At 63.2% G+C, this 13,976-nt stretch carries 14 protein-coding genes; 9 read left to right on the top strand and 5 right to left on the bottom strand.

Annotation, left to right across the window (positions count from 1 at the left end; all coding sequences use genetic code 11):
- Positions 1-141: 141 nt before the first annotated feature.
- Together nadA and nadC are read left to right on the top strand one after the other, a co-directional pair.
- The gene (gene nadA, locus RR42_RS17020; protein ID WP_043349284.1) at positions 142-1,293 is read left to right on the top strand and encodes a quinolinate synthase NadA; all 1,152 of its coding nucleotides are present in this window, start codon (positions 142-144) and stop codon (positions 1,291-1,293) included.
- Positions 1,290-2,195 carry a carboxylating nicotinate-nucleotide diphosphorylase gene (nadC, locus tag RR42_RS17015; RefSeq protein WP_052494680.1) on the top strand — a complete coding sequence of 302 codons (906 nt, stop codon included), beginning with the start codon at positions 1,290-1,292 and terminating at the stop codon, positions 2,193-2,195. The genes nadA and nadC overlap by 4 nt, the downstream gene beginning before the upstream one ends.
- Before the next feature lie 71 nt (positions 2,196-2,266).
- Here the strand turns inward: nadC and nadB are convergent, their stop codons facing one another.
- The 4 genes from nadB to radC all read right to left on the bottom strand — a co-directional run bounded on the left by nadB (position 2,267) and on the right by radC (position 5,376).
- On the bottom strand, positions 2,267-3,865 hold the full coding sequence (gene nadB / locus RR42_RS17010; RefSeq protein ID WP_043349281.1) for an L-aspartate oxidase: 1,599 nt from the start codon (positions 3,863-3,865) through the stop codon (positions 2,267-2,269).
- A gap of 218 nt (positions 3,866-4,083) precedes the next feature.
- Positions 4,084-4,254: a 50S ribosomal protein L33 gene (gene rpmG / locus RR42_RS17005; RefSeq protein WP_006157508.1), complete on the bottom strand. Its 171-nt coding sequence runs from the start codon at positions 4,252-4,254 to the stop codon at positions 4,084-4,086.
- A gap of 13 nt (positions 4,255-4,267) precedes the next feature.
- Positions 4,268-4,501: a 50S ribosomal protein L28 gene (gene rpmB / locus RR42_RS17000; RefSeq protein ID WP_006157507.1), complete on the bottom strand. Its 234-nt coding sequence runs from the start codon at positions 4,499-4,501 to the stop codon at positions 4,268-4,270.
- 200 nt (positions 4,502-4,701) lie between these two features.
- Positions 4,702-5,376 (bottom strand): RadC family protein, encoded by a 675-nt coding sequence (radC, locus tag RR42_RS16995; RefSeq protein ID WP_043349278.1) that lies wholly within the window; start codon positions 5,374-5,376, stop codon positions 4,702-4,704.
- A 90-nt stretch (positions 5,377-5,466) separates the two neighbouring features.
- Between radC and RR42_RS16990 the strand changes: the two genes are divergently transcribed.
- The 7 genes from RR42_RS16990 to RR42_RS16960 all read left to right on the top strand — a co-directional run bounded on the left by RR42_RS16990 (position 5,467) and on the right by RR42_RS16960 (position 12,662).
- Positions 5,467-5,964: an FKBP-type peptidyl-prolyl cis-trans isomerase gene (locus RR42_RS16990; protein WP_043349275.1), complete on the top strand. Its 498-nt coding sequence runs from the start codon at positions 5,467-5,469 to the stop codon at positions 5,962-5,964.
- A 50-nt stretch (positions 5,965-6,014) separates the two neighbouring features.
- Positions 6,015-6,977 carry a 4-hydroxy-3-methylbut-2-enyl diphosphate reductase gene (gene ispH / locus RR42_RS16985; protein ID WP_043349272.1) on the top strand — a complete coding sequence of 321 codons (963 nt, stop codon included), beginning with the start codon at positions 6,015-6,017 and terminating at the stop codon, positions 6,975-6,977.
- A gap of 639 nt (positions 6,978-7,616) precedes the next feature.
- The gene (locus RR42_RS16980; RefSeq protein WP_043349269.1) at positions 7,617-8,822 is read left to right on the top strand and encodes a branched-chain amino acid ABC transporter substrate-binding protein; all 1,206 of its coding nucleotides are present in this window, start codon (positions 7,617-7,619) and stop codon (positions 8,820-8,822) included.
- Between the two features lie 208 nt (positions 8,823-9,030).
- On the top strand, positions 9,031-9,966 hold the full coding sequence (locus tag RR42_RS16975) for a branched-chain amino acid ABC transporter permease (protein ID WP_043349266.1): 936 nt from the start codon (positions 9,031-9,033) through the stop codon (positions 9,964-9,966).
- A 13-nt stretch (positions 9,967-9,979) separates the two neighbouring features.
- Positions 9,980-11,140 (top strand): ABC transporter permease subunit, encoded by a 1,161-nt coding sequence (locus RR42_RS16970; RefSeq protein ID WP_043349262.1) that lies wholly within the window; start codon positions 9,980-9,982, stop codon positions 11,138-11,140.
- Positions 11,141-11,153: 13 nt separating this feature from the next.
- Positions 11,154-11,930, top strand: a complete 777-nt coding sequence (locus tag RR42_RS16965) for an ABC transporter ATP-binding protein (RefSeq protein WP_043349258.1) — start codon at positions 11,154-11,156, stop codon at positions 11,928-11,930.
- A gap of 15 nt (positions 11,931-11,945) precedes the next feature.
- Entirely contained in the window at positions 11,946-12,662 is a 717-nt protein-coding gene (locus tag RR42_RS16960) for an ABC transporter ATP-binding protein (RefSeq protein WP_043349255.1), read from the top strand.
- 108 nt (positions 12,663-12,770) lie between these two features.
- On the opposite strand, the gene RR42_RS16955 is transcribed toward RR42_RS16960, so the two are convergent.
- Positions 12,771-13,958 (bottom strand): acetylornithine transaminase, encoded by a 1,188-nt coding sequence (locus RR42_RS16955; RefSeq protein ID WP_043349251.1) that lies wholly within the window; start codon positions 13,956-13,958, stop codon positions 12,771-12,773.
- Between the last annotated feature and the right edge of the window lie 18 nt (positions 13,959-13,976).

Below are 13,976 nucleotides of genomic sequence, written 5' to 3'. Positions count from 1 at the left end.
CCTGATACAATTTAGATCGCCCAAAAGCCCCGCCTCTGGCGGGGCTTTTGTTTTCGCTAGACTCCCCCAATATCAGGGCCAGCAGCGATAGCGGATTCCAGGCGGAATTCCGAGGCACGCTGTCCAAGAGGAGTATCGGAGATGACCCCCCAAACGATCAAAGCCGTCGAGTTCGAAAAGCCGAACCTCTCGACGGAGTCCCCCGAGGGCGGCAGCTGTGTCGCCCACGCCTGGGCCAAAGTGCCTCCTGTGCTGTCGGCGCAGGAGCGCACGGCGCTCAAAGCGCGTATCAAGACCCTGCTGAAGCAACGCAATGCGGTGCTTGTCGCGCACTATTACGTCGATGCCGACCTGCAGGACCTGGCCGAGGAAACCGGCGGCTGCGTGTCGGACTCGCTGGAGATGGCGCGCTTTGGCCGCGATCATCCGGCCAAGACGTTGGTGGTGGCGGGGGTTCGCTTCATGGGCGAGACCGCAAAGATCCTCAGCCCGGAAAAGACCGTGCTGATGCCCGACCTGGACGCGACCTGCTCGCTTGACCTGGGTTGCCCGTCCGACGAATTCGCCGCGTTCTGCGACGCGCATCCCGATCGCACGGTGGTGGTCTATGCCAACACCAGCGCCGCCGTGAAGGCGCGTGCCGACTGGATGGTGACCTCGAGCATTGGCCTGAAGATTGTCGAGCACCTGCACGCGCGCGGCGAAAAGATCCTGTGGGCCCCGGACAAGCACCTGGGCGGCTATATCCAGAAGCAGACCGGCGCCGACATGCTCTTGTGGCAAGGTTCCTGCCTGGTGCATGACGAGTTCAAGGGCATCGAACTTGACCTGCTGCGCCGGGAGTTTCCCAATGCCAAGATCCTGGTGCATCCGGAGTCGCCGGCCAATGTGGTCGAGCAGGCCGATGTGGTGGGCTCGACTTCGCAACTGATCGCGGCGGTAAAGGAGCTGGACGCGCGCGAGTTCATCGTCGCGACCGACAATGGCATCCTGCACAAGATGCGCCTGGCCGCGCCCGACAAGCATTTCATCGAAGCCCCCACTGCCGGCAACAGCGCGACCTGCAAGAGTTGCGCGCACTGCCCCTGGATGGCGATGAACGCACTGACCAATCTGGCCGAAGTGCTGGAGAACGGTCATAACGAAATCCATGTCGACGCGGACATCGGCCGCCAGGCCGTGACCTGCATCGATCGCATGCTCGACTTCGCCGCGCAGCAAAAGGCCAATGTGCGGCCCAAGGCCGACCTGGCGAGCGAACAGGCCTTGTTCAAGGGAATCGGCCCGGCATGAGCAGCAATCCAAATGTGAATACCGTGAATACCGTGAATTCGAGCCGCAACGCTCTCTTCGACAGCTACGGCCCGGCGCTTGCCGCGGCGCTCCAGGCCAATGTCAGCGCAGCGATTGCCGAAGATGTCGGCAGCGGCGACCTGACCGGCATGCTGGTGCCCGCCGGCAAGCCGGCTCGCGCACGCGTGATCGTGCGCGAGCAAGCCGTGCTGTGCGGCCAGCCGTGGTTCGACGCATCCATGCGCGCGGTCGATCCCGCGCTGCAGGTCGTCTGGAAGCAGGCCGAGGGTGCCCGCATGGCGCCGGACTCGGTGGTCTGCGAGATCACCGGCCCGGCCCGTTCGCTGCTGACCGCGGAGCGGCCGTCGCTGAATTTCCTGCAGTTGCTGTCCGGCGTGGCGACCGCCACGCGCCGCTATGCTGACCTTGTCGAAGGCACCCGGGCGCGCGTGCTCGATACCCGCAAGACGTTGCCGGGCCTGCGCCTGGCGCAGAAGTACGCGGTCAGGGTCGGTGGTGGCGACAACCAGCGCCTGGCGTTGTACGACGGCATCCTGATCAAGGAAAACCACATTGCCGCGGCCGGCAGCATCACCGCCGCCATGCAGGCCGCGACCGCGCTGGAAGCCGGTGTGTCGGTCCAGGTCGAGGTGGAAAGCCTGGCCGAGTTGGAAGAGGCATTGGCAGCCGGCGCGAAGTCGATCCTGATCGATAATTTTACCGAGGCGATGATGCGCGATGCGGTGCGTATCAATGCCGGGCGTGCCTTGCTGGAGGTCTCGGGCGGGGTCAGCGCGGATACGATCCGTGCTTTTGCGGAAACCGGGGTGGACCGGATCTCCGTGGGGGCACTGACCAAGGATGTGCGCGCGACCGATTATTCGTTGCGGATCATCGAGTAAGCGGGATTGCTCGGGCCATGAAAATAGCGCGCCTTGGCGCGCTTTTTTCATGGCGAGACCCAGGCGCGGGCTTACTTCGCCCGTTCCCGCTTGAATGCCGGCTGCATCACCGTGGGCAGCGCTTTCGGCAACGTCTCGGGATAGTCGCGGCTGAAGTGCAAGCCACGGCTTTCATGGCGTGAATACGCGCTATCCACGATCAACGAGGCGACTTCCACCAGGTTACGCAGCTCCAGCAGGTCGCGGGTGACGCGGAAGTTGGCGTAGTACTCCGCGATCTCCTCGCGCAGCAGGGTGATGCGGTGCTGGGCGCGCTCGAGCCGCTTGCTGGTGCGCACGATGCCCACGTAATTCCACATCATGCGGCGCAGTTCGTCCCAATTGTGCGACACCACGACTTCCTCGTCGGCATCCGCAACCCGGCTCTCATCCCATTGGGGCAGGGCAATGTCCGGTTGGCCGGCCTTGTCCTGTCCCGCAATGTCGAGGGCTGCCGCGCGCCCGATCACCATGCATTCGAGCAGCGAATTGGAGGCCAGGCGGTTGGCGCCATGCAGGCCCGTGCAGCCGGTCTCGCCCACGGCGTAGAGGTTGGCCAGATCGGTGCGGCCCGCGGTATCGGTGACCACGCCGCCGCAGGTATAGTGCGCCGCCGGTACCACCGGGATGGGCTCGCGGGCGATGTCGATGCCTAGTTCCAGGCACCGCGCGTGAATGGTCGGGAAGTGCTCGCGCAGGAAGGATTCGGGTTGGTGGCTGATGTCCAGGTGCACGCAATCCAGGCCGCGCTTCTTCATCTCGAAGTCGATCGCGCGCGCCACCACGTCGCGCGGAGCCAGTTCGGCGCGTTCGTCGTGCTCCGGCATGAAGCGAGTGCCATCGGGCAGCTTCAGCAGGCCGCCTTCGCCGCGTACCGCTTCCGAAATCAGGAAAGACTTGGCGTAGGGGTGATACAGGCAGGTCGGGTGGAACTGGATGAACTCCATGTTCGACACCCGGCAGCCCGCGCGCCAGGCCATGGCGATGCCGTCGCCGGTAGCTGTGTCGGGGTTGGTGGTGTAGAGATAGACCTTGCCCGCGCCGCCTGTCGCCAGCACGGTGTGGGTGGCGGTAATGGTCTGCACTTCGCCACTGGCGTCTTCCAGCACGTAGAGGCCGTAACAGCGGTTGCCCGGCAGGCCAAGTTTGCGCGAAGTGATCAGGTCCACCGCGAAGTGGTCCTCGATGATCGTGATATTGGGGTGCTGGCGCGCCTGCTCGCTCAACGTGGACACGACGGCATGGCCGGTAGCGTCCGCCGCGTGGATGATGCGCCGACGGCTATGGCCGCCTTCACGCGTGAGGTGGAAGCCGAGTTCTGCCTGGTCATCGCGGGTGAACGGCACGCCGCGGTCGATCAGCCACTGGATCGCTTCGCGCCCTTGCTCGACGATATAGCGCGTGGCGCTGTCATCGCAAAGGCCGGCGCCTGCCACCAGGGTGTCCTGCGTATGCTCATCGTGGCTGTCGCCTGAGTCCAGGACCGCGGCAATACCGCCCTGGGCCCAGTCGCTGGCACCTTGCGTCATGGCACGTTTGCAAATGATGACAACCCGATGGGTGTCGGCCAGTTGCAGCGCGACCGTCAGACCGGCCAGTCCGCTGCCGACAATGGCGACATCGAAGTTCATGGTGCGAGAGACACGCGCGGCGCGCGGTCGGGAGGCAGGAAAGCTGGAAAGTGTACACCGCCAGCGGGCTTGCGTGGGCAGGCAAGCCATGCGTGAGCCGGGGGGTGAGAGGCGTTGGCTGCGCAATGCGGCGTATGCTGCCCGAAAAAGCAAAAACCCCGCGTGAGCGGGGTTTCTGCAGACATGCCGCGCGATCGGCATGCGGAAGACAGGATCAATTACTTGATCTTGGTTTCCTTGTACGACACGTGCTTGCGGGCGACGGGATCGAACTTCATGATCTCCATCTTTTCCGGCATCGTGCGCTTGTTCTTGGTGGTCGTGTAGAAGTGACCCGTACCTGCAGTCGACTCCAACTTGATTTTATCGCGTCCGCCCTTGCTGGCCATGATGTGCTCCTAATTAGACTTCGCCACGTGCGCGCAGATCCACGAGCACGGTGTCGATGCCTTTCTTGTCGATCAGGCGCAGGCCGGCGTTCGAGACGCGCAGGCTCACCCAGCGGTTTTCCGATTCAACAAAGAAACGACGATTCTGCAGATTGGGCAGAAAACGACGCTTGGTCTTGTTGTTTGCGTGGGAAACGTTGTTGCCGACCATCGGCGCTTTCCCGGTCACTTGACAGACGCGTGCCATGAAGCACTCCTAACTCTTCTACGTGGACAATGTTCGCAACAGATCAACAAAAGGCGCGCTGGCCCGGACTGCAGCGGTTGAGACTTCAGCAAACGAGCATTATAGCCTGGAAGGCACTGGTGAATCAATGCTTTCCCTCGTTTACCGTTCAGGGGTGTGCATCCGTGCGGTGCGCATCACAACGCGCATCGCATCTTGCATCACAGCTGGCCGTGTTCGGCGAAGGAGTGGATGTTACTACCTGCGACGATGAAATGGTCAAGAACTTGCACGTCGATCAGGGCCAGGGAGCGCGACAGCGAGCGGGTCATGGTGAGATCGGAGGCGCTGGGCGTGGTGTTTCCCGACGGGTGGTTGTGCGCGACGATGACTGCCGCAGCGTTATAGGCAAGTGCCTTGCGGGCAACTTCGCGCGGATAGACGCTGGTCTGGGTCAGCGTGCCGCGAAACAGCTCCTCGCTGGCGAGCAGGCGGTTGCGCGCGTCCAGGAACAGGCACAGGAACGCCTCGTAAGTCAGTCCCGCCAGTGACAGGCGCAGGTAGTCGCGCACCGCCGTTGGGGAATCCAGCGCCCCGGGCAATTGCAGTTGCTCGCCCAGCGCGCGCCGGGTCAGCTCGCGGGCCGCCTGCAACTGTGTGTACTTGGCGCTGCCAACGCCTTTGACGCGTGCCAGTTGCCCGGCGTCCGCCGCAAACAGGCTGCTGAGCGTGCCGAAATCGTTCAGCAGCTCACGGGCGACGTCAACGGCACTTTTTCCGGCTACGCCCACGCGCAGGAACACGGCGAGCAGTTCGGCGTCCGAGAGCGAAGCGGCCCCGCTGCTCAGCAGTTTTTCGCGTGGCCGCTCGCTGCTGGGCCAATCCGTAATGCGCATGGCACGATCCCCTCGGAACAATGGCACCGAGGACAAGGCGGCGCTCGGTCGAGTCGCTTACAATACGGGTTATTGACTGGTTGAGCACCTATGACTTTGCAAACTTTTGCTTCCGGCCCGAAGGATGGGGACGGCGCCGCGGATCGCCGCAAGACCGTGCAGGCGGACTCCTTCCTGACCCTTCACTACAGCATCTCCATGGAGAATGGCACTGAGATCGTCAGTACCTTCGCGGAGAAGCCGGCCACGCTGCTGCTGGGGCAAGGCCAGTTCGCGCCTACCCTGGAGCAGGCGCTGCTGGGCATGCCGGAGGGCGAGCGCATGACTTACCGGCTGGCGCCGGAGCACGCTTTTGGCCCGCGCAACCCCGATCTGCTGCAACGGGTATCGCTGGCGACGCTGCGCGAGAACTCTTCATTTGAAGAGGACTACGCGCCGGGCGATCTGGTTGAGTTCAATGCGCCCGGCGGCGGTAAGTACGCCGGTGTGCTCAAGGAGATCGGCACGACGTCGGCGCTGTTCGATTTCAACCACCCGCTGGCAGGACAGACCATCCTGTTCGATGTCCAGCTGATCGGCATTCTCTAAGCAGACCACCGGCCGGGCCTCGTGCCGGCACCCTTGAGTCGAATCCTTGCATGTCTGAACCCACCACAGCCCCCGATGCCGAGATCCTGATGGCGCAGCCGCGCGGCTTTTGCGCTGGCGTGGATCGCGCCATCGAGATCGTCGAGCGCGCCCTTGCACGCTACGGCGCGCCGATTTACGTGCGCCACGAAATCGTCCACAACGCCTATGTGGTGGAAGACCTGCGCCGCAAGGGCGCAGTCTTCGTGCAGGAGCTCGAGGAAGTGCCGCCAGGCTCGACCGTGATCTTCAGCGCCCACGGCGTATCCAAGGAAGTGCGCGCGGACGCCACCGTGCGCGGCCTGAACGTTTTCGACGCTACCTGCCCGCTGGTGACCAAGGTGCACGTGGAAGTCGGCAAGATGCGCACCGAGGGTTGCGAGATCATCATGATCGGCCACAAGGGTCACCCTGAAGTCGAGGGCACCATGGGGCAGGCCGAGGGCGGCATGCTGCTGGTCGAGTCTTCCGAGGATGTCGCCAAGCTGTGCGTAGCGGATCCCGAGCGCCTGGCATTCGTGACCCAGACCACGTTGTCGGTGGACGAAACGCTGGAGATCGTCGCCGCGCTCAAGGCGCGCTTCCCGCGGATCCGCGAGCCCAAGAAGCAGGACATCTGCTACGCCACCCAGAACCGCCAGGATGCCGTGAAGTTCATGGCGCCCCAGGTGGAGGTGGTGATCGTGGTGGGCAGCCCCAACAGCTCCAATTCCAACCGCTTGCGCGAGCTCGCGGAGCGCCTGGGCGTGCCGGCCTACATGATCGATTCACCCGATCAGCTCCAGCCGGAATGGATCGCGGGCAAGCGCCGCATCGGCCTGACCGCCGGCGCCTCCGCCCCTGAGGCGCTGGCACAGGCCATCGTCGCGCGCCTGCACCTTCTGGGGGCGCGCAACGTGCGCGCGCTGGAAGGGATCGAGGAGAAGATGTCGTTCCCCTTGCCGCGGGGGCTGCAACAGGCCACATCCGCCTGATCCGCCCGCGTTACCCGACCGTCTGGCAAAACGGCCCGCTCTAGCGGGCCGTTGCTTTTTGCGCCGCCGTGTCTGTGCGGCGGCGCACCTTCCTCGCGCAGGTTGCACGCCGTTGCGCACCATTCTCTCGCCGGGGTTGCACCAATATATGGCGCTCCATATTGCCTGTTATCCCTTGGATAATGCACAAATCCGGCGCGAACCGCCTCGTGCTTGTCTGATTTAAAAGACAAATAAGGGAAATCCCTGTAATTGGGGATTTCCCTATTATGGTGCCGGCGCACTCGCGCGTTGTATTTGAATGAGACTGTCGATATTAAATGAAACACCTATTTAATACGCGACCCCGCAAGTGACTTAAGGGCTGCAAAGCCAACCTGTGGCAAGCGGCAGGCACGAATCTTGTTAGTATCAACGGCTAGCCTTCATGTGGGAGGGAATTGCCCCAATATGTGCATTGGGGAAATTCCCTAGCTCATTTGGTGGGTTAATCCTTCAGGTTGTTGCGTCGCATATTGCATCCGTATAAAAAGGGAATACAATTCGCGCGTTTCAAATTGAAACTAAACTAAGGCGGTTCAGGGAAGCGTCCGGGGGGCGTTGGTTTACCCTGATCATGTGAATCCTAGGAGATCACTCATGCAAATCACGTTTGCCAAGATTCTGCCGATCGCAGCCGCAGTGGCGCTGGTTACTGCTTGTGGCAAGAAAGAAGAAAAGCCCGCTGATGCGGCAGCATCGGCTCCTGCCGCGGCCACCGCGCCGGCAGCAGGCAGTGGCGATGTCGTAGTAAAGATCGGCCATGCGGCACCGCTCACCGGCGGCATCGCTCACCTTGGCAAGGACAACGAGAACGGCGCCCGTCTGGCCGTGGAAGAAGTCAACAAGACCGGCCTGGAGATCAACGGCAAGAAGATCAAGCTCGAGCTGGTTGGCGAAGACGACGCAGGCGACCCGAAGACGGGCACCGCCGTGGCGCAGAAGCTGGTGGACGCCAAGGTCGTGGCCGTGGTTGGCCACCTGAACTCGGGCGTATCGATTCCGGCCTCCAAGATCTATAGCGATGCCGGCATCGTGCAGATCTCGCCGTCGTCGACCAACCCCGACTACACCAAGCAAGGCTTCAAGACCACGTTCCGCGTGGTGGCCACCGACGCCCAGCAGGGCCCGGCACTGGCTAACTACGCCACCAAGAGCCTGCACGCCAAGAGCGTGGCCATCGTCGACGATGCCACTGCCTACGGCAAGGGCCTGGCCGACGAGTTCGAGAAGACCGCCAAGGCTTCGGGCGTGAACGTGGTGGCACGTGAAGCCACCAACGACAAGGCTACCGACTTCAAGGCCATTCTGACCAAGATCAAGGGCAAGAAGCCCGACGTGATCATGTATGGCGGCATGGACGCCACCGGCGGCCCGTTCGCCAAGCAGGCCAAGGAACTCGGCATCAGCTCCAAGATCGTCGGCGGCGATGGTGTCTGTACCGACAAGGTGGCTGAGCTGGCCGGCGATGCCGTGTCCAACATCATCTGCTCGGAAGCCGGTCTGGCGCTGTCCAAGATGGAACAAGGCGCGGATTTCGACAAGCGCTACCAGGCTCGCTTCAATGCGCCGGTGCAGATCTACGCACCGTTCACCTATGACGCCGTCATGGTCATCGTTGACGCCATGAAACGCGCCAACTCGACCGAGCCGGCGGCCATCCTGGCCGAGATGCCCAAGACCAACTACAAGGGCCTGATCGGCAACATCGCCTTCGATGAAAAGGGCGACATGAAGGAAGGCACCATCACGTTGTATGAGTACAAGGACAAGAAAAAGACCGTCCTTGATGTCGTGAAGATGTAAACCGGGCTTACCGGCCCATCCGAACGGCACCGCGAGTATGTTGCGGTGCCGTTTTTTTAGCCTTGCCATACGTGCAGCATCCTTACCATGGGTGGAGTAGGCAGGCCGCTTACCAGCAAATATCGACACTACCAAACCACCCACATATCAACGTCCCCCCGACATCCACACCATGCCGAGGGAATTTGGACGGAAGCAAGGAGTTTTCATGGATATCTTTATCCAGCAGATCGTGAACGGTCTCGTGCTCGGCAGCATCTATGCGCTGATCGCACTCGGCTACACCATGGTCTACGGCATTCTCGGGATCATCAACTTCGCCCACGGCGATGTGCTGATGATCGGCGCGCTGACCGCCCTGTCAGCCATACTTGGCTTGCAGAAATTCTTCCCCGGCTTGCCGGAGTGGCTCACGCTGGTGATTGCCACGCTGATCGCCATGCCGGTTTGCGCCGCGCTGGCCTACACCATCGAGCGGGTCGCCTACCGGCCGTTGCGCAACGCGCCCCGGCTAGCCCCGCTGATTACCGCCATCGGCGTGTCCATCATCCTGCAGACCCTGGCGATGATGATCTGGTCGCGTAACCCGCTGACCTTCCCGCAGCTGCTGCCCTCGTCGCCGATCGATATCGGTTCGACCGGCGCCACCATCACGGGCAAGGAAATCGTCATCATCGGCATGGCGCTGATGGTCATGGCGGGCCTGCTGACCCTCGTCAACCGCACCAAGCTGGGCCGCGCGATGCGCGCCACCGCCGAGAACCAGAAGGTGGCAGGCCTGATGGGCGTGAACCCGAACTTCGTCATCTCGGCCACCTTCATGATCGGTGCCGCGCTGGCCGCGCTGGCCGGCGTGATGATGGCGACCAACTACGGCAATGCGCACTTCTACATGGGCTTCATCCCTGGCCTGAAGGCGTTCACCGCCGCGGTGCTGGGCGGCATCGGCAACCTTGCCGGCGCCATGGTCGGCGGCATGCTGCTGGGCCTGATCGAGGCGTTGGGCGCCGGCTATATCGGCGATCTCACCAACGGGGTGTTTGGCTCCAACTACCAGGATGTGTTCGCCTTCATCGTGCTGATCATCGTCCTTGTATTCCGTCCGTCCGGCATCATGGGCGAGCGGGTTTCCGAACGCGCCTAAGGAGAGAGAATCCATGAATACCCCGATTCCATCCCCGGCGGCGCAGGCTGCGCCGCTGACCAAGACGCCGGCCAAGACCATGGCCGCGCTGCTTGGCTTCCTGATCATCGCACTGTGCGCCCCGTTCCTGGTGCAGACGCTGGGCGGCAACTACTGGGTGCGCGTGCTCGACTTCGCGCTGATCTACATCATGCTGGCGCTAGGCCTGAACATCGTGGTGGGCTTTGCCGGCCTGCTCGACCTCGGGTACATCGCCTTCTATGCGGTTGGCGCCTACATGATGGCCTTGCTGGGCTCGCCCCACCTGGCCAACCAGTTCGAGTGGATCCACCAGCTTTTCCCCAATGGCCTGCACCTCTCCATGTGGTTCGTGCTGCCGCTGGCGGTGCTGGTGGCGGCAACGTTCGGTGTGCTGCTCGGTGCACCAACGCTCAAGCTGCGCGGCGACTACCTGGCCATCGTGACCCTGGGCTTCGGTGAGATCATCCGCATTTTCCTCAACAACCTCGACCGGCCGCTCAACATCACCAATGGCCCGAAGGGGATCACCGCGGTGGACCCGGTCCACATCTTCGGCTTCGATTTCTCCAAGTCACACGAGATCTTCGGGCTGAAGTTCACGCCGGTGTTCATGTACTACTACCTGCTGGTCGTGCTGGTGATCGCCATCGTGTTCATCTGCCTGCGCTTGCAGAACTCGCGCATCGGCCGCGCCTTCGTGGCCATCCGCGAAGACGAGATCGCCGCCAAGGCGATGGGCATCAACACCCGCAACATCAAGCTGCTGGCCTTTGCCATGGGCGCATCGTTCGGCGGCGCGTCGGGCGCGGTGTTCGGTGCCTTCCAGGGCTTCGTGTCGCCTGAGTCGTTTGTGCTGTGGGAGTCCATCTACATCCTGGCCATCGTGGTGCTGGGTGGCATGGGCCACATTCCCGGCGTGATCCTGGGCGGTATCTTGCTGGTGGGTTTCCAGGAACTGCTGCGCGCCGTGGCGGAGCCGGCGCAGAACATGATCTTCGGCCACACCATCGTCGACGCCGAGGTGCTGCGCCAGCTGTTGTTCGGGCTGGCCCTGGTTGGTGTGATGCTGTATCGCCCGGCGGGCCTGTGGCCGTCGCCGCGCAAGGAAGACCGGCCGGTGATCCGCCGCCCGGGCAGCGTTGGCCGTTTCTGACCAGGAGGACATCATGAGTAACGAGAATCTCCTCCTGTCGGTACAGGGGGTCAACAAGCGATTCGGCGGCCTGCAGGCACTGTCCGATGTGGGCCTGCAGATCAAGCCGGGCGAAATCTACGGCCTGATCGGTCCCAACGGGGCCGGCAAGACCACCTTCTTCAACGTGATCACCGGCCTGTACACACCGGACTCCGGCGAGTTCGTGCTGGGCGGCAAGGCCTACCAGCCGACCGCCGTGCACGAAGTCGCCAAGGCCGGCATTGCCCGCACCTTCCAGAACATCCGCCTGTTCGGCGAGATGACCGCGCTGGAAAACGTGATGGTGGGCCGCCACGTGCGTACCAAGGCTGGCCTCTTTGGCGCGGTGTTCCGCCCGCCTTCGGTCCGGCGCGAGGAGCACTCGGTGGAAGACTGGGCGCATGACCTGCTGGAGTACGTCGGCATCGGCAAGTACGCGCACTTCACCTCGCGCAACCTGTCCTACGGCCACCAGCGCCGCCTGGAGATCGCGCGGGCGCTGGCCACCGAGCCCAAGCTGCTGGCGCTCGATGAGCCCGCCGCTGGCATGAACGCCACCGAGAAGGTGGAACTGCGCGGCCTGCTCGACAAGATCCGCAGCGATGGCAAGACCATCCTGCTGATCGAGCACGACGTGAAGCTGGTGATGGGCCTGTGCAACCGCCTGACCGTGCTCGACTACGGCAAGGTCATCGCACAGGGCCTGCCGCACGAAGTCCAGAGCAATCCAGCGGTGATCGAGGCTTACCTCGGTACCCCGGCGCACTGACGGGGGAAAGACACAATGAAAGAAACACTACTGAAGATATCCGGCCTGAAGGTCGCGTACGGCGGCATCCAGGCGGTCAAGGGCATCGACCTCGAGATCAAAGAAGGCGAACTGGTCACGCTGATCGGTGCCAACGGCGCCGGCAAGACCACCACCATGAAGGCCATCACCGGCCTGCAGGGATGGGCCGGCGGCGATGTGGAGTACATGGGCAAGTCCATCAAGGGGGTGCCAAGCTACACGCTGCTCAAGCAAGGGCTGGCGATGGTGCCGGAAGGGCGCGGCGTATTTGCGCGCATGACCATTACCGAGAACCTGCAGATGGGCGCCTACACGCGCACCGACGAGGCCGGCATCAAGGCCGACATCGACCGCATGTTCGGCATCTTCCCGCGCCTGAAGGAGCGCGCCAACCAGCTGGCCGGCACCATGTCCGGCGGCGAACAGCAGATGCTGGCGATGGCGCGCGCGCTGATGAGCCAGCCCAAGCTGCTGCTGCTGGACGAGCCCTCGATGGGCCTGTCGCCGATCATGGTCGCGAAGATCTTCGAGGTGGTGCGCGACGTCTCCGCGCTGGGCGTGACCGTGCTGCTGGTGGAGCAGAACGCGCGGCTGGCGCTGCAGGCCGCCCACCGCGGCTATGTGATGGAGTCGGGCCTGGTCACCATGAGCGGCGACGCCAAGCAGATGCTGGACGATCCGAAGGTCCGCGCGGCGTATCTGGGCGAGTGATGCCGCCTGTGTGACGCCGTGGTTTGCTGCAAGGAAAAAGCCCCGCAAGCGATTTGCGGGGCTTTTTCTTTTTGCCTGGCCGGCGGCGCGCCGGCTTCAGGACGAGGCTCAGGCCAGCTTTTTCAGTAGCGTGCGCAGCATGCTGATCATCTGGTCGATTTCCTCGATGGTCACGTTCAGCGCGGGCATGAAGCGCAGCAGGTTGGGGCGCGGCGAATTCAGCAGCAGGCCTTGCGGCTGCATGTCGCGCGCTTCTTCCACCAGTTGCGGGCCGATGTCCTTGTTCAGCACCAGCGCGCGCAGCAGGCCTTCGCCGCGCTCGCCACCCAGGCCGAACTCGGACGTCAGCGCCAGCAGCTGCTCGCGCAGGTAGGCGCCTTTGTCCTGCACGCTTTGCAGGAAGCCGGGCGCGGTCAGCTGCGAGATCACGGCGCTGCCAACGGCCGTCATCACCGGGTTGCCGTTGTAGGTGCCGCCCTGGTCGCCGGCTTCGAAGCTGGCGACTTCGGCCTTGCACAGCAGGGCTGCCAGCGGCACGCCGCCGCCAATGCCCTTGCCCAGCGTCATGATGTCCGGCTCCACGCCCGACAGTTCATAGGCGAACATGGTGCCGCAACGGCCGCAACCGGTCTGCACTTCGTCGACGATGAACAGCAGCTTGTGCTGGTCGGCCAGCTTGCGCAGGCCTTGCATGAATTCGCGCGAGGCGGGGATCACGCCGCCTTCGCCCTGCACCGGCTCCAGCATGATGGCCACGGTCTTGTCGTTGATCAGCTTTTCGACCGAGGCCAGGTCGTTCAGGTCGGCCTTGGGGAAGCCCGGCACCTGTGGCGCGAAGATGGTGTCCCAGCCGGCCTTGCCCGACGCGCTCATGGTGGCGAGCGTGCGGCCGTGGAAGCTGTGGTCCATGGTGATGATCTCGAACGCGCCGTTCTTGTGCTTGCGGCCCCATTTGCGCGCCAGCTTGATCGCGCCTTCGTTGGCTTCCGCGCCGCTGTTGGCGAAGAACACCTTGTCAAAGCAGCTGGCATCGGTGAGCTGCCTGGCCAGCCTGAGCATGGGTTCGTTGTAGAACGCCGGGCTGGGGTTGAACAGCTTCTTCGACTGGTCGACCAGCGCGTCGATCATGGCCTGGTTGGAGTGTCCCAGGCAGTTGACCGCCCAGCCCTGCACGAAGTCCAGGTATCGCTTGCCGTTATGGTCCGTGAGCCACGAGCCCTTGCCTTCGGTAAAGACGAGCTCGGGCCGGTTGGTGATGTACATCAGGGATTGGACGGGGTACTCAGCAAATGCCATGGCGGACTCCAGGGGTCG

It is taken from the genome of Cupriavidus basilensis (genome assembly GCF_000832305.1).
GTDB classification, from domain to species: Bacteria; Pseudomonadota; Gammaproteobacteria; order Burkholderiales; family Burkholderiaceae; genus Cupriavidus; species Cupriavidus basilensis_F.
Note: the sequence above shows the minus strand (reverse complement) of the source record. Positions and strands in the feature narration are given on the sequence as shown.

Bases quoted from the DNA above. Each gene is read 5' to 3' on its own strand.
- RR42_RS16990 (WP_043349275.1), top strand. From the start codon at position 5,467: ATGACTTTGCAAACTTTTGCTTCCGGCCCGAAGGATGGGGACGGCGCC.
- rpmG (WP_006157508.1), bottom strand. From the start codon at position 4,254: ATGGCCAGCAAGGGCGGACGCGATAAAATCAAGTTGGAGTCGACTGCA.
- RR42_RS16980 (WP_043349269.1), top strand. From the start codon at position 7,617: ATGCAAATCACGTTTGCCAAGATTCTGCCGATCGCAGCCGCAGTGGCG.
- ispH (WP_043349272.1), top strand. From the start codon at position 6,015: ATGTCTGAACCCACCACAGCCCCCGATGCCGAGATCCTGATGGCGCAG.
- RR42_RS16970 (WP_043349262.1), top strand. From the start codon at position 9,980: ATGAATACCCCGATTCCATCCCCGGCGGCGCAGGCTGCGCCGCTGACC.
- RR42_RS16975 (WP_043349266.1), top strand. From the start codon at position 9,031: ATGGATATCTTTATCCAGCAGATCGTGAACGGTCTCGTGCTCGGCAGC.
- nadC (WP_052494680.1), top strand. From the start codon at position 1,290: ATGAGCAGCAATCCAAATGTGAATACCGTGAATACCGTGAATTCGAGC.
- radC (WP_043349278.1), bottom strand. From the start codon at position 5,376: ATGCGCATTACGGATTGGCCCAGCAGCGAGCGGCCACGCGAAAAACTG.
- rpmB (WP_006157507.1), bottom strand. From the start codon at position 4,501: ATGGCACGCGTCTGTCAAGTGACCGGGAAAGCGCCGATGGTCGGCAAC.
- RR42_RS16955 (WP_043349251.1), bottom strand. From the start codon at position 13,958: ATGGCATTTGCTGAGTACCCCGTCCAATCCCTGATGTACATCACCAAC.
- RR42_RS16960 (WP_043349255.1), top strand. From the start codon at position 11,946: ATGAAAGAAACACTACTGAAGATATCCGGCCTGAAGGTCGCGTACGGC.
- nadA (WP_043349284.1), top strand. From the start codon at position 142: ATGACCCCCCAAACGATCAAAGCCGTCGAGTTCGAAAAGCCGAACCTC.
- nadB (WP_043349281.1), bottom strand. From the start codon at position 3,865: ATGAACTTCGATGTCGCCATTGTCGGCAGCGGACTGGCCGGTCTGACG.
- RR42_RS16965 (WP_043349258.1), top strand. From the start codon at position 11,154: ATGAGTAACGAGAATCTCCTCCTGTCGGTACAGGGGGTCAACAAGCGA.